Origin of the sequence: Microbacterium sp. C448 (assembly GCF_000582705.2) — a bacterium.
Taxonomy (GTDB): Bacteria; Actinomycetota; Actinomycetes; order Actinomycetales; family Microbacteriaceae; genus Microbacterium; species Microbacterium lacus_A.
In genome coordinates this window covers 1-14,132 of sequence record NZ_HG779699.1, presented here as the reverse complement: position 1 = coordinate 14,132, position 14,132 = coordinate 1, and the positions used below count along the sequence as shown (strand labels likewise).

The window sequence follows — 14,132 nt, the reverse complement described above, 5'->3', positions numbered from 1 at the left end:
GACATCAGCGGTCCGGTTGGATGGAGTCATGACTGCAGACCGCACAAAGCCCACGTTCGACGCCCCCGAGGGCCCCGCGCCCGAGACCCTGGTCGTCCGCGACATCATCGTCGGAGAGGGTGCCGAGGCGAAACCCGGCGATACCGTGACCGTGCACTACGCGGGTGTCGAGTACGACTCGGGTGAAGAGTTCGACTCGTCGTGGAGCCGGGGCGAAAGCATCCAGTTCCCGCTCCGTGGCCTGATCCAGGGTTGGCAGGACGGCATCCCGGGTATGAAGGAAGGCGGACGTCGCGAGCTCGTGATCCCTCCGCACCTCGCCTACGGGCCGGCGGGCGGGCACTTCCTCGGCGGAAAGACCCTCATCTTCATCATCGATCTGATCAAGGTCGGCTGACACGTTCCCACGGAAAGGCTCGGCGCCGCGATTCGCGCGCCGAGCCTTTCCGTGTTCCGCGGCAATCCGAGCTTCGGATCCGTCGAAAAAATCTTCATTCACGGGAATAGAGCCGAGCGCGTAGCCGTTGGGTCCCACGAACCGCCGGAATCCCGGCCCACCGAACCGAAGGACGAAAATGACCGATACCACCGCCACCCCCATCGAGTTCCCCGGCTACAAGGCCGGCACCTGGACCCTCGACCCCTCGCACAGCGAGGTGCAGTTCAGCGTCCGCCACATGATGATCTCGAAGGTGCGCGGCACGTTCGGCGTCAAGTCCGCCACCCTGACGGCCCCCGAGAACCCGCTCGAGGCCACGGTCGAGGCCACGGTCGACGTCGCGTCGGTCGACACGAAGGACGAGGGTCGCGACAACCACCTTCGCTCGGCCGACTTCTTCGACGTCGAGACCTACCCGACCATGGAGTTCCGCTCCACCGGTGTCCGCATCGAGAACGGCGACTTCCTGGTCGACGGCAACCTGACGATCAAGGACGTCACCAAGCCCGTCACGTTCGACTTCGACTTCGGCGGCTTCGGCACCGACCCGTGGGGCAACTACAAGGCCGGCGCGACCGCCAAGGCCGTCATCAACCGCGAGGACTTCGGCCTGACCTGGAACGCCGCCCTCGAGACCGGTGGCGTGCTCGTCGGCAAGGACGTCACGATCGAGCTCGACCTGCAGGGCGCCCTCGCGGCCTGATCCTGTTGCGGGGTTCTCCCCGCGAACGCAGAAGGACGGATGCTTCGGCATCCGTCCTTCTGTCGTTTCCGACTTAGGGCCGACGGCGGCCGAGGCGCAGGCGATCCTGGGCGAGCAGGATGCCGAGGAAGACGACGAGCGCCCCGGCCGGTTCGTTCCACGAGAGCGGTTCGCCCAGCACGATCAGGCCGAGGGCGACGCCGACGACGGGCGTGAGGTAGGTGACCGTCGACGCGCGGGTCGGGCCCCATGCGCGCAGGGCGTTCTGGTTCCAGATGTAGGCGATGCCGGTGCCGAGGCATCCGAGAAGCAGGATGCTCGCGACGATCCAGGGGTTGAGCGTGACCTCGCCGAGCGCAACGACGGGGGTGAGGACGAGCATGATCAGCGCGGCGATGCCGATGTTGAGGAACGAGAACATCAGGGCGCTCATGCCTGAGTTGGAGACGAACTTGCGCATGTACGCGAGGCTGAATCCGTAGCAGGCGGTGGCGCCGAGGATCGCGAGCTGGGCGATCAGGCTCTGGTCGAGATCGAGACCCTCCCACGGAGCGATGAGCACCATCACACCGAGGATCCCGACCACGATCCCCGCGATCTGCATGCCCTTGAGACGTTCGACGCGGAACAGCAGGCCCGCCATGACCGCCGTCATGATGGGCGTCGTGGCGTTGTAGATGCTGGCGAGACCCGACGTGACGTGCTGCTGTGCCCACGAGAACAGCAGGAATGGGATCACGCAGAACGTGATCGCGAGCACGGTCATGTGCATCCAGACGCGCGGAACCCGCGGCAGGCGCTCGCGGCGCAGCGAGACGAAGATGCCGAGCGTGATCGCCCCGAGAACGAGGCGCGACCACGCGACCTGGCCGGGCGACATGCCCTCGAGGGCCACCTTCATGAACAGGAAGCTCGAGCCCCAGACGATGCCGGTCAGGGCGAACTGCAGGGCGATCCAGGCGTTGGACGGTCCGGCGATGGATCGCGCCGGGGCGGCCGCGGGGGAGCCGGACGACGGGGCGGCCGAGCGTTTGATCGGGGGCGGGGTGGTGCTCACCGGCTGACTCTAGCCCCGGCATCCGACGTCCACGGGCGTCAACGGATGCCGCGTCCGGAATCCGCCGACGTTCGGCCGTCTCGCGACGATGCGCGAGGCCCGCGCGGGCCCTTGTCAGGGGTCAGGGCTGCGGGTCGAGCGCGTCGTACGCACGGAACCGCGGGCTACGGCGCACCAGCAGTGCCACGAGGGTGACGATGATGAACCCTCCGATGAGAGGCGGGAACCACAGCGCTGTCACGGTTGCCAGCGTGCCGGCGTAGAGCGCACCCAGGCGCGGGCCGCCCGCCACGACGACCATGAAGACGCCCTGCAGGCGTCCGCGGATCGCGTCGGGCACCGCGGACTGCATCATCGTCTGCCGGTAGATCGCGCTGACGTTGTCGGCCGCGCCCGTCACCGCCAGCAGGATCATCGAGAGGGCGATGAGGGGGATGTTCGCGACATCCTCGCCCAGACCCGCGGGTGCGAACACCCCGAACGCCGCGGCGAGGAGTATGCCACCGAAGCCCGCCGTGGCCGCGCCGAACACCAGGATCGACCGTTCGATGCCGAGACCCTGCCGCCGGACGCGCCCGATCGGTCCCGAGAACAAGCTGGAGAAGAATGCTCCGGCCGCGATAGCGGCGGTCAGGACGCCCGTCGTGATCGCCCCGCCGCCGAGAAGCACCGCACCGATCGCGGGGAAGAGGGCGAGGGGGTGGCCGAAGGTCATCGCGACGATATCGAGGAGGTACTGCAACCGGATGTTCGGAGCCTGCTTGAGGAACGCCCATCCGTCGGCGAGGGAGCGCAATCCCGGTCGGACGGTGACACCTTCGGGGCGGATGCGCGGCAGGGTCCAGAGTCCGAGGAACAGGGTCAGCATCAGCACGACGTCGACCGTGTAGGTCCACGGATATCCGACGAACGCGACCAGGACACCCGCGAGCGCCGGCCCGGCCATCACCATGATGCCGACCGTGATGCCGCTGAGCGCCGCCGCCGCGGGCAGCAGCTCGCGCGGGACGAGACGCGGCGTGATGGCGGACTTCGTGGCCGAGACGATCGAGTTGGCCGAGGAGTTGACGATCGAGAGCACGAACAGCCACGCCACCGTTTCGTTGCCCGTCCACGCCAGAACCGCGAGCAGCAGCGTGGAGACCCAGGTGATGGATGCCGCGATCAAGGCGACCGCGCGACGGTCGAAGTAGTCGGCGAGCATGCCCCCGTACAGCCCCGCCAGGACCATCGGAACGAGCCCGGCCACGGCGATCATGGCGACCGCCAGCGTCGATCCCGTCAGCTCGAAGACGTGCAGCATGACCGCGACGATCGTCAGCTGACCGCCGAGGCCCGCGAGGGTCGATCCGATCCACAGTCGGGCGAAGGCCGGGCTCTGGGTGAGGGGGCGCAGATCGATGAAGTGTTCGCGGCGCAGTCGCGCCATCACCTATCCGCCCCGTGTTGCACCCCACGAGGTTAGCCGAGCTCCGGCATCCGCTCGTCCGTCGTTCCATCAACTGGTAGACTCTGGAGGTTGCCGTTCGATCGGCCGCGGATAAAGAGAGCTCACGCATCAGGCGATGGGCGCCGCGCAATGAAGAGAAAGGGGATCCCCTCTATGCCGCTTGAATTCGAAGCCAAGAAGGCGATCATCGAAGAGTACGCGACGCACCCCGGTGACACCGGATCCCCCGAGGTGCAGGTCGCGATGCTGACGCAGCGCATCAAGGACCTCACAGAGCACCTGAAGGAGCACAAGCACGACCACCACTCGCGTCGTGGTCTGTTCCTGATGGTCGGTCAGCGCCGTCGTCTGCTCGGCTACCTCCAGGACATCGACATCAACCGCTACCGCGCGTTGATCGAGAAGCTGGGGCTGCGCCGCTAAGTCGCACCAGCGTTCAATCGCTTTCTCGAAGGCCCGTCCCACGGTGTGGGGCGGGCCTTCGTCTTGCCCGGGCGCGGGTTCCCCGGCGGGGGTGGCGGGCGGATGAGCCCCCCGGGGGTGTGCAGCGCAGAGGCCCCGGTATAAGGTCCCGGGTATGGGGTTCTCGCTGGGGAGCGGAAGACGAGCACGGATGCTGTGGGCGCGTGTCGTCGCGGGCACCGTCATGACGATCCTGGCGTCGGGGGTGGCGCTCGTCGGCGTCGCCTCCGCGAGCGCAGCGTCTGCGAGCCAACCGGTTACGGCCGCCGTCGAAGGTCCGCTGGCTTGCGATGACCTGCTGAGCCCCGGCATCCTCGCCGATGTTGCCGCCCGAGGGTTCGTGCCGACCGAGAACGCCACCCCGCTGTTCCCCGCGGAGGGCCGGCAGTGCTGGTGGGCGGATCCGAACGCCCTGCGCGGCCAGGCCTTCGCCGTCGGTTACATCGAGCTCACCCCCGAGCAGGCCGCTGCCGAGGGCGAGCGCTTGCTGGCGACGGGACGGTTCGCACGTGTCGATATCGACGGCACCAACGCAGACGTCGCAGAAGGAGCCGACGTCATCTACCGCGCCATCCCGGCCGAATTCACGAATATGGCCGAGGAGGTCGACCCGAGCTTCCGCTTTCACTACGCCGACGGGTACTGGTTCTTCGTCTACGACCCGACCGCGCAGCTCGAAGAGGGTGTCGAGCAACTGCAGGCCGTCTACAACTGGGGTGATGTCCTCGCGGCGGACCTCCAGTCGAACGTGCTGGCGGCGTTCGTTGCCGAGCCCGCCGTCGTGGAGGAAGAGACCGAGTTCGAGCCCATCCCGGCACCCACCCCCGACGGCTTCAGCGCGACGACGCCGTCGACGCTCAGCGGCCTGCGTACGGCGGCGGAGGTGGACTTCGGCCCCGCTGCGGTCGGCGGATGCATCGCGGCCGCGCTCGTGCTCGTGGCGCTGATCGGCCTGCCCGGTCGCCTGGTCGATTCGGCGCTGTCAGCTCGCTACGACGAGTGGGGAGGGATGCTTCGGCCCGTGTTCCGGCCGCTGCGGATGCGGATGCGCGCCCTGGCCCGTGCCGTCGAAAACCTGCCGACGGTCGTGGTGGTCGGCGGGGGAGTCGTACTCGCCGCGCTCTTCGCCGCGGTCGTCGAGCCCGATTTCGGTCTGAACGGGGGCTCCGTACGGCTGTTGCTATCGCTTGTCGGGGCGTTCCTGATCGAGAACGTGGCGGGCCTGGTCGTGTTGGCGTGGTGGCTCGGGCGCAGGGGAGCCCCGGCGCGTCTCCGTCTCCGGCTCGGGTCTTTGCTCGTCGTGCTGGTCACGGCGCTGGCGAGCCGGGTCGCCGGGTTCGACCCCGGCTTCGTCTTCGGGTTGGTCTTCGGTCTGGCGTTCGTGGGTGAGATGTCGGCACGACGTGATGGCAATGGCGATACCCCGAGCAGACGCGACGTCGACCAGGCACTCGGCGAGGCGACCTGGCTCCTCATCGCCGGGGTTACTTCCTGGCTCGTCTACAGCGTCGCAGTCGGGCTCGCATTCGGCACAACAGGGGGAATGATCGGCCTGTTGGTCGTCGAGCTCTTCGCGGGACTCGCGGTCGGATGCCTCGCGGCCCTGTTCCTCGTTCTGCTGCCCCTGCCGGGGTTGATCGGGGCGACGCTCTGGGCGCACAGCCGCATCCGCTGGGCGATCGCCGAGGCGGTCGCGATCGGCGTCTTCCTCTTCATCGTCCTCCCGCTCCCGGCGAGCTGGACGACCGTCGATACCCCGTTCGCTCTGTGGGTGGCGATGTTCGCGATCTATGCCGTCCTCGCGGTGGCGTTGTGGGCCGTGCTGACGTACACGCCCTCGCGATGGATCGCGGCGCGGACGCGGCCCGAAGTGCCCGGTCCCTCGGCATCCGAGGCACTGAACTCCGACGCGCGCAGCTGATCTATCCCCGCTGACGCTTCACGGGATCCGATTTGAAGTGTGCGTGCTCGCGGGAGTATCGTCCCGTAAGTGAGGGTTGCCTAACCTCATAAACGGATGCTCCGAAAGCACTCCGGATTCCTCGAAAACCCCGAAAGCCGCGCGATAGCACCGTGTTCGCCACCTTCCTCATCGGCCTGCGTGAAGGCCTCGAAGCCGCCCTCGTCGTCGGCATCCTTGTGGCCTACCTGTCTCGGCTCGGTCGTCGCGACGTGCTGCCCCGGCTGTGGATCGGCGTCGGACTCGCCATTGCCCTGTCGGTGGCACTGGGCGCGATCTTCACCTTCGGTGCGTTCGCCCTGACCTTCGAGGCTCAGGAGATCATCGGCGGGCTGTTGTCGCTGGCCGCCGTCGCCATGGTGACGTGGATGATCTTCTGGATGCAGCGGGCCGGGCGCACGCTCAAGAACACCCTGCACGCCGAGATCGACCGCGCGCTCGCCAGCACGACGCTGTGGGGGCTCGTCGCGATCGGTTTCATCTCCGTCGCCCGCGAGGGGATCGAGACGACGCTGCTGCTGTGGACCATGGTGCAGTCGTTCGGCAATGCGCCCGAAGCCCTGCTCGGTGCGCTGCTCGGTCTGCTGACGGCCGTCGTGCTCGGCTGGCTGCTCGCGCGCGGGATGCTGCGGCTCGATCTTCGCCGATTCTTCACCTGGACCGGCGCCTTCCTCATCGTCGTCGCGGCGGGCGTGCTCGCGTACGGTATCCACGACCTGCAAGAGGCGGGGGTTCTGCCCGGGCCGTTCACCGCCCTCGCGCCGATCGATCCCACCACCGGCGCGGTCGCGGTTGGCTGGGTCGGCTTCCCCTTCGGATGGGCGTTCGACGTCAGCGCCGCGATCACGCCCGGTGGGCCGCTGGCCGCGATCCTGCAGGCGACGGTCGGCTTCATGCCCCGGATGTCGTGGCTGCAGGTGATCGCCTGGGTCGCGTATGTCGGGGTCGTCGCTTTTGTGTTCGTGCGCAATGTCCGCGCGCACACGCCCTCGGTTGCAGCAGCTCCGACAGCCGCGACATCCGCCCCGAAGTCCACTCCGTCATCCGCCGCACCGGTCGCCCCGGCATCCGCTCATGCTTCCCCTTCGTCACCCGACCCCACTCAGCAAGGAGCACTATGACCGCCCACAGGATCTTCGCGAGAGGCCTGACGACGACCGCCGTTGCCGCCGTTGCTGCCCTGGCGCTCGCCGGTTGCGTCGCCAAGGCGGATGTCGCGGCTGCCGACGCCATCACCGTGTCGTCGACCGACGCCGGGTGCGATGTCTCGGCGACGACGGCATCGAGCGGCACCCTCGCCTTCGACGTGACGAACGAGGGTGATCAGATCACCGAGTTCTACCTGTTGGCCGAGGACGGGCTGCGGATCGTCGGCGAGGTCGAGAACATCGCCCCGGGCGCGTCACGGACCCTCACCGTCGTCGCGCAGCCGGGCGAGTACTTCACGCTCTGCAAGCCGGGCATGATCGGTGAGGGCGTCGGCCGTGCGGGCTTCTCTGTCTCGGGTGACTCGGTCGCGATCGATGGCCCGGACGCCGAGCAGAAGCAGCAGGCGGTCGACCTGTATGCCGCGTTCGTGAAGGATCAGGTGGAGCAGCTCGTTCCCGCGGTCGAAGAATTCACAACGGCCTACGCGACCGGGGACGACGACACCGCCCGCGCCTTGTTCCCGCAGGTGCGCGCGTTCTACGAGCGCATCGAGCCGGTCGCTGAGGCGCTCGGCGATCTCGATCCGCGGATCGACTACCGCGAGGTCGACGCCGTTGCCGAGGGGCTGGATTGGACGGGCTTCCACCGCATCGAGAAGGACCTCTGGGTTCCCGCGCTCGACGCGTTGAATGCGGACGGCGAAACCTCGGCCTGGCAGGACTGGACCCCGTCGACGACCGAGGAACGCGCCGCCTTCGGCGATGAACTGGTCGCCGATATCCAGGAGCTCGACACCTACGTCCACTCCGACGACTTCCAGGAGGCGCTCGACGCGCAGGGTGTCGCGGGCCTGTCGAATGGCGCCATCGCGCTGCTGGACGAGGTTGCGACCGGCAAGATCTCGGGTGAGGAGGACTGGTGGTCGGGAACCGATCTCTGGGACTTCGCGGCAAACGTCGAGGGCTCCAAGATGGCGTTCTCGCTCGCGCGCGACTTCGCGGCATCGAAGGGCGACGAGGGCGCGTCGCTCGTCCAAGAGATCGACGCGGGCTACGCCGACCTCGAGGCATCCCTCGCGAAGCACGGATCACTCGCCGACGGTTTCGTGAACTACCGTGAGCTGACCGACGACGACAAGCGCGAGTTCACCGATCTGATCAATGCCCTCGCCGAGCCGCTTTCGCAGCTCACGGTGACCGTTCTGGAGTGATGTGAGCGAACCAATTCCGCCGACGGGCGGGACGGATGCCGGGGCCCCCTCTGTGGGTGCCCCGGCATCGCCGTCCGGCGAAGAGCCCCGTCCCGGCCTGTCACGTCGCGGGCTGCTCGGTCTGCTCGGCGCTGGTGCGGCGGGCATCGCCGTCGGTGGCGCGGGCGGTGTCGCCGGGGGCCTGGCGATCTCGAGCGCCACGGCCTCGGGCGCCGGGGGAGGCGCGGAGGGCGTGCACGCTTTCTTCGGTGCACACCAGGCCGGGATCGTGACGCCCGTCCAGGACCACCTGCATTTCGCGGCCTTCGACATGATGGCGCGCACGAACCGGGACGATCTGATCAGCCTGCTGCAGGACTGGTCCTATGCGGCCGCGCGAATGACGCAGGGACTCGACGTCAGCGCCACCGGCTCGGTCGGCGGATCGCTCGAGGCTCCGCCGGACGACACGGGTGAGGCGCTCGGGCTGCCGGCCAGCTCGCTCACCATCACGATAGGGGTGGGTCCGAGTCTCTTCAGCAACGCGGACGGCGACCGGTACGGCATCGCCTCGCAGAAACCCGCGGGACTCGAGCGGCTGCCCGCATTCCTCGGTGACGATCTCGACCCGGCCCGGAGCGACGGGGACCTCTGCATCCAGGCGTGCGCCGACGACCCCCAGGTCGCCGTGCACGCGATCCGTAACCTCAGCCGTATCGCTTTCGGTCGCGCCCGCATCCGTTGGTCGCAGCTCGGATTCGGCCGCACCTCGATGACCACGACCTCGCAGGCGACGCCGCGCAACCTGTTCGGGTTCAAGGACGGCACGGCGAACATCCTCGCCGACGACACGGCCGGACTCGACGAGCACGTCTGGGTCTCAGCCTCCGACGAACCGGCTTGGATGACGGGCGGCTCATACCTGGTGGCACGCAAGATCGCGATGATCATCGAGTCGTGGGACCGTGTGCGTCTCTCCGAACAGCAGCGCATCATCGGCCGGTCCAAGGGCGAGGGTGCTCCGCTCTCGGGTGGTGGCGAGTTCACCGAACCCGACTTTCGGGCGACGGATGCCTCGGGTCAGACGGCGATCGACGCCGCCAGTCACGTGCGGCTGGCACATCCGAGTCTCAACGGCGGCGTCCGGATCCTGCGGCGCGGCTACAACTTCGTCGACGGCAACAACGAACTCGGCCGTCTCGATGCGGGACTGTTCTTCCTCTCGTACCAGCGCACGCCCGAGCGGTACGTGACGATCCAGCGCGCGCTGTCGACGGACGTGATGAACGAATACATCCGCCACGTCGGGTCGGGTATCTGGGCGATCCCGCCCGGAGCGGATCAGGCATCCTTCGTCGGCGCCGGATTGTTCACCTGAGCGATCGCTAGGGCGATTCGCGCGGTGCCGGCCGTCGCGAGCCCGTGGGGTCGGAGCGTCGTCCCTCGCGCTTCGCGAGTCCGGGATCCGAGAACAACCAACCGGGTCGCGGCTCGACCAGAGGCCGGAAGATTCGCCGCACCGGGCTGGTCGCGAGACCCAGGGCGATGAGGATCGACACGACCACGACGATCGGGAGCCACAGCCACGTCGGTTCGAGATTGCGGAGAACCCCCGACTCACGGAAGGGGTAGAGCACGAACGAGTGCAGCAGGTAGACGTACATCGTGTACTGCCCGAAGTGCGTCCACCACGTGTTCCGGCGCGGTACGAGCACGAGGAATGCCGCGCTCAGGATGAGCGCCACCGCCATGAGCGCCAGTCGCACACCGCCGGCCCACCACTGCGTTCCGCCGAGATCGGCGTAGGCGTCGTCGTAGAACAACCAGGTACGGAGGTTCATCTGCTCCCAGGCGTCGACGTAGAACCAGGCAACAAACGCTGCGACCGCGAGTGCCGCGATGGCGGCGACCACGACGAGCGGCGAGCGTGAACGCAGCAGTCGCAGTCGGTCGACGATGTCGTGCTCGCGCAACCACCAGCCGAGCGTGAAGAAGGGCAGGAGCCCGAGCGTGCGGGACAGCGAGAACGTCGAATCGATGTTGGGCAGGTACCCGGCGCCGATCGAGATGAGCACGGTCCACAGCAGGGGCCAGCGGAGCAGAGCCAGGTAGGGCAGCACGAGCCGGAAGATCCCCAGGGCTAGCAAGAACCACAGCGTCCACGACGGCTGACTGAGGTTGGGCGTGCCGTCGCCTTCGACGATCCACTTCGTCAGCGTCCACAGGCCCTCGAAGATCACATAGGGGAGCAGGATGTCGGTGATGACCCGTGCCATCTGCCGATGCGATGGGGTTCCGGCCTTCGAGAAGTATCCCGAGATGATGGCGAACGCGGGCATGTGGAACGCGTAGACGACCAGGTACAGTGCCAGCGCGATGTCGGAGTCGTAAGTCAGCCGTTGCACGGAGTGGCCGAGAACGACAAGCACGATGCAGGCGAACCGTGCGTTGTCCCAGAAGGGGACGCGCTTCGAGGCGCCCGATGCGCGGGGCCGGGCGGTCGCGCCGGTGCTGGCGCCACCGTCGGCGCCGGAGGGGCGTGGAGTCGCGTCGCTCATGGGCGTGCCCACACTACCGTGGCGGGGCGCACACACGGCGGGGGTTGCGTCCCGGTATTCTCGCGTCGAGGTGAGGTGTTCATGACCGTGATCGACGACGCACCCGGCCGGGATCGGGCGATCCCCGACCTCGATTGGCGCGTGTTCCCGGACGGTACGGTTCGCGACGTTCTCGAGGCGCCGAGCGGGTCGCTCGCCCGGGTGCGGCTCGGGCCGAACGATGGTCCCCGGGTTCTTCTCTTCCCCGGCGTGACGGGGTCGAAAGAGGACTTCGTCCTGATGTTCCCCCTGCTGGCGGCCGCGGGCTACCGGGTCGAGTCGCTCGACCTCGCGGGCCAATACGAGTCGTGGCAGGCGGGGCCGGCGAATCTGCACCCGCCCCGCAGCCGGTACGATTACCGGCTTTTCGCGGACGACATGATTGCGGCTCTCGAGGATGGCACGGCGCCCGTGCATGTGCTCGGGTACAGCTTCGCGGGTCTCGTCGCCCAGCAGGTGCTCGTCGAGCGTCCCGACCTGTTCGCGAGCCTGACGCTGTTGTCGACCCCGCCCGGTTCGGGACAGGTGTTCCGCGGCGTCAAGCGCATCGGTCGCTGGAGCGCCGGGGCATCCCCGCGCACGGGTGCGGCACTGCTGATGTGGGGCATCCGCAACAACCTCAATCGGGTCCCGCCGCGGCGGATCGCTTTCGTGCGCGAGAGGTTTGCCCTCACGCGGCGCGACAGCGTCAACGACATCGTCGGCCTCATGATGACGACGCCGGATGTGTCGGCGGATGTCGCCGCCCAGCCCATCCCGAAGCTCGTGGCGGTCGGGGAGCGCGATCTCTGGCCGAGTGTCGAGTACGCCAACTATGCGCGCGCGATCGGCGCGGAACTGCGCCTCTATTCGACGGGCCACAGCCCGTGCGAAACAACGCCGCACCAACTCACCCGTGACATGCTCGCAATGTTCGACACCGCCCGCTGACACCGCCCCCCGGCATCCACTTCGCCGAGACACCCTTTGTGCGCCGAGACACCCCGTGGCAAGGGTGGTTTCGTCGCACAAAGGGTGTTTCGCCGGTAGAGAGCGGATGCGCGGAGCACGGACATCCGTCCCGCCGCGTTCGCGACACCGCGGGAATAACCTGGACGTACACGCGTTACACGAGATACATTCACTTGAATAAATGCGTGAGCGAGATCCCAGACCGAGATCCCGAACGCAGAGGGAGAAGGATCGTGGACGACAACACCACAACACCTGCCGTCGGACAGGCCGTGCAGTTCGGCATCTTCACGGTGAGCGACATCACCGAAGACCCGACCACGGGACAGACGCCGAGCGAGGCGGAGAAGATCCGCAACACCATCGCCATCGCCAAGCACGCGGAAGAGGTCGGTCTCGACGTCTTCGCCCTGGGCGAGCACCACAACCCGCCGTTCTGGTCGTCGTCCCCGACGACCACGCTCGGCTACATCGCCGCGCAGACCGAGCGGCTGCTGCTCTCGACCGCGACCACGCTCATCACCACGAACGACCCGGTGAAGATCGCCGAGGATTACGCGATGCTGCAGCACCTCGCCGGCGGTCGCGTCGACCTGACCCTCGGGCGCGGCAACACCGGGCCCGTCTATCCCTGGTTCGGTCAGGACATTCGTCAGGGAGTCCCGCTGGCGATCGAGAACTACGCGTTGCTGCACAAGCTGTGGCGCGAGGACGTCGTCGACTGGGAGGGTCGCTTCCGCACACCCCTGCAGGGCTTCACCTCGACGCCGCGTCCGCTCGATGACGTGCCCCCGTTCGTCTGGCACGGGTCGATCCGCACCCCCGAGATCGCTGAGCAGGCCGCCTATTACGGCGACGGATTCTTCGCGAACAACATCTTCTGGCCCGCGGAGCACTACCAGCGCCTGATCGGGCTCTACCGTCAGCGGTTCGAGCACTACGGGCACGGCACCGCCGCGCAGGCGATCGTCGGCCTCGGCGGCCAGGTGTTCATGCGCGCCAACTCGCAGGACGCCGTGCGTGAGTTCCGTCCCTACTTCGACAACGCGCCCGTTTACGGACACGGCCCGAGCCTCGAGGACTTCTCGGAGATGACCCCGCTCACCGTCGGGTCCCCTCAGCAGGTCATCGACCGCTACGCGGGCATGCGCGACCTGTTCGGCGACTACCAGCGTCAGCTGTTCCTCATCGATCACGCGGGTCTACCGGTCAAGACGGTGCTCGAGCAGCTCGACATCCTGGGCGGCGAGGTCGTTCCGGTGCTCCGCAAGGAGCTCGCGAAGAACCGCCCCGCCGAGGTGCCGAACGCACCGACCCACGCCGCTCGAGTCGCGCTCGCCGCGGCCGGTGGTCTGCCGGTCGCGGGCGGAAAACTCGCCGCGCAGAAGTCCGAGCCGGTTGCGTCGGGATCGTCCTTCGGCGCAGCGGCGATGCGCCGGGGAGCCTGAGATGACCGCCCGGCGGATCGCGGTCGTGACCGCGGGACTGTCGAACCCTTCGACGACGCGCCTGCTCGGTGACCGGCTCGCCTCGGCGACGGTCCGTGAGCTCGCGGCGCGGGGGATCGAGGCCACGGTCGACGCGATCGAGCTGCGCGATTATGCGCACGACATCACGAACAACCTGCTGACGGGGTTCGCCCCGCCGGCGCTCGAGGCGGCCATCAACACGGTGGTCTCGTCGGATGCGCTGATCGCGGTGACGCCGATCTTCTCGACCAGTTACTCGGGCCTGTTCAAGTCGTTCATCGATGTGCTCGACCCCGACGCGCTGACCGGAAAGCCCGTGCTGATCGGGGCGAACGCGGGCACCCCGCGCCATTCGCTCGCAATCGACTACGCCATCCGTCCCCTGTTCGCGTACCTGCACGCGGACGCCATTTCGACGGGCGTGTTCGCTGCCTCGAGCGACTGGGGAGCCCAGGGCGATGGGGTCGCCTCGCTCGGCGACCGCATCGACAAGGCCGCACGCGAGCTGGCAGACACGATCGCCCGCCGCGACACCGTGGAGTCGACAGACCCGTTCGACCCGGCCAATTACCTCGGCGAGGGCCGCTCGTTCGGCCACCTCCTCGGCGGGCTCGCGGGGGAGTAGCCCCAGATCCTCCGCCGACTCTCGCCGAGTCCGCCGTTTATCGCCGAGTCCGCCCCTTGTACCCCGTGTACAGGGGGCGGA

Annotated in this window: 13 protein-coding genes; 10 read left to right on the top strand and 3 right to left on the bottom strand. The window is 67.9% G+C overall.

Annotated features, from left to right (window positions below; translation table 11 throughout):
- Window positions 1–28: 28 nt before the first annotated feature.
- Both MIC448_RS10155 and MIC448_RS10150 read left to right on the top strand, forming a co-directional pair.
- A complete protein-coding gene (locus MIC448_RS10155) occupies window positions 29–397 on the top strand; it encodes an FKBP-type peptidyl-prolyl cis-trans isomerase (RefSeq protein WP_036299071.1) in 369 nt (122 codons plus the stop codon).
- A 178-nt stretch (window positions 398–575) separates the two neighbouring features.
- A complete protein-coding gene (locus MIC448_RS10150; RefSeq protein ID WP_036299068.1) occupies window positions 576–1,142 on the top strand; it encodes a YceI family protein in 567 nt (188 codons plus the stop codon).
- A 73-nt stretch (window positions 1,143–1,215) separates the two neighbouring features.
- On the opposite strand, the gene MIC448_RS10145 is transcribed toward MIC448_RS10150, so the two are convergent.
- On the bottom strand, window positions 1,216–2,121 hold the full coding sequence (locus MIC448_RS10145; RefSeq protein WP_036299114.1) for a DMT family transporter: 906 nt from the start codon (window positions 2,119–2,121) through the stop codon (window positions 1,216–1,218).
- Between the two features lie 199 nt (window positions 2,122–2,320).
- The gene (locus tag MIC448_RS10140) at window positions 2,321–3,628 is read right to left on the bottom strand and encodes an MFS transporter (RefSeq protein WP_036299066.1); all 1,308 of its coding nucleotides are present in this window, start codon (window positions 3,626–3,628) and stop codon (window positions 2,321–2,323) included.
- A gap of 174 nt (window positions 3,629–3,802) precedes the next feature.
- On the opposite strand from MIC448_RS10140, the gene rpsO reads away from it, so the two are divergent.
- From rpsO to efeB, 5 genes are all read left to right on the top strand, one after another.
- Entirely contained in the window at window positions 3,803–4,072 is a 270-nt protein-coding gene (gene rpsO / locus MIC448_RS10135) for a 30S ribosomal protein S15 (protein ID WP_036299063.1), read from the top strand.
- Between the two features lie 190 nt (window positions 4,073–4,262).
- A complete protein-coding gene (locus tag MIC448_RS10130) occupies window positions 4,263–6,032 on the top strand; it encodes a hypothetical protein (RefSeq protein ID WP_036299061.1) in 1,770 nt (589 codons plus the stop codon).
- Between the two features lie 152 nt (window positions 6,033–6,184).
- Window positions 6,185–7,192 carry an iron uptake transporter permease EfeU gene (gene efeU / locus MIC448_RS10125; RefSeq protein WP_036299058.1) on the top strand — a complete coding sequence of 336 codons (1,008 nt, stop codon included), beginning with the start codon at window positions 6,185–6,187 and terminating at the stop codon, window positions 7,190–7,192.
- On the top strand, window positions 7,189–8,430 hold the full coding sequence (efeO, locus tag MIC448_RS10120) for an iron uptake system protein EfeO (protein WP_051513565.1): 1,242 nt from the start codon (window positions 7,189–7,191) through the stop codon (window positions 8,428–8,430). Before efeU ends, efeO begins: the two co-directional genes overlap by 4 nt.
- 52 nt (window positions 8,431–8,482) lie before the next feature.
- Window positions 8,483–9,787 carry an iron uptake transporter deferrochelatase/peroxidase subunit gene (efeB, locus tag MIC448_RS10115; protein ID WP_036299056.1) on the top strand — a complete coding sequence of 435 codons (1,305 nt, stop codon included), beginning with the start codon at window positions 8,483–8,485 and terminating at the stop codon, window positions 9,785–9,787.
- Window positions 9,788–9,794: 7 nt separating this feature from the next.
- Here the strand turns inward: efeB and MIC448_RS10110 are convergent, their stop codons facing one another.
- Window positions 9,795–10,967, bottom strand: coding sequence for an acyltransferase family protein (locus MIC448_RS10110; protein ID WP_036299107.1), 1,173 nt, complete (start codon window positions 10,965–10,967; stop codon window positions 9,795–9,797).
- Between the two features lie 81 nt (window positions 10,968–11,048).
- Here MIC448_RS10110 and MIC448_RS10105 point away from each other — a divergent pair, with 81 nt between their 5' ends.
- From MIC448_RS10105 to MIC448_RS10095, 3 genes are all read left to right on the top strand, one after another.
- Entirely contained in the window at window positions 11,049–11,936 is an 888-nt protein-coding gene (locus MIC448_RS10105; RefSeq protein ID WP_036299104.1) for an alpha/beta fold hydrolase, read from the top strand.
- Between the two features lie 293 nt (window positions 11,937–12,229).
- A complete protein-coding gene (locus MIC448_RS10100; RefSeq protein ID WP_081766337.1) occupies window positions 12,230–13,405 on the top strand; it encodes an LLM class flavin-dependent oxidoreductase in 1,176 nt (391 codons plus the stop codon).
- 1 nt (window position 13,406) lies between these two features.
- Window positions 13,407–14,051, top strand: coding sequence for an FMN reductase (locus tag MIC448_RS10095; protein WP_036299054.1), 645 nt, complete (start codon window positions 13,407–13,409; stop codon window positions 14,049–14,051).
- Window positions 14,052–14,132 lie beyond the last annotated feature (81 nt).

Excerpts from the sequence above, each read along its gene's own strand:
- MIC448_RS10130 (WP_036299061.1), top strand. The coding sequence starts at position 4,263 with ATGCTGTGGGCGCGTGTCGTCGCGGGCACCGTCATGACGATCCTGGCG.
- MIC448_RS10105 (WP_036299104.1), top strand. The coding sequence starts at position 11,049 with ATGACCGTGATCGACGACGCACCCGGCCGGGATCGGGCGATCCCCGAC.
- efeO (WP_051513565.1), top strand. The coding sequence starts at position 7,189 with ATGACCGCCCACAGGATCTTCGCGAGAGGCCTGACGACGACCGCCGTT.
- MIC448_RS10110 (WP_036299107.1), bottom strand. The coding sequence starts at position 10,967 with ATGAGCGACGCGACTCCACGCCCCTCCGGCGCCGACGGTGGCGCCAGC.
- MIC448_RS10095 (WP_036299054.1), top strand. The coding sequence starts at position 13,407 with ATGACCGCCCGGCGGATCGCGGTCGTGACCGCGGGACTGTCGAACCCT.
- MIC448_RS10150 (WP_036299068.1), top strand. The coding sequence starts at position 576 with ATGACCGATACCACCGCCACCCCCATCGAGTTCCCCGGCTACAAGGCC.
- MIC448_RS10140 (WP_036299066.1), bottom strand. The coding sequence starts at position 3,628 with ATGGCGCGACTGCGCCGCGAACACTTCATCGATCTGCGCCCCCTCACC.
- MIC448_RS10155 (WP_036299071.1), top strand. The coding sequence starts at position 29 with ATGACTGCAGACCGCACAAAGCCCACGTTCGACGCCCCCGAGGGCCCC.
- rpsO (WP_036299063.1), top strand. The coding sequence starts at position 3,803 with ATGCCGCTTGAATTCGAAGCCAAGAAGGCGATCATCGAAGAGTACGCG.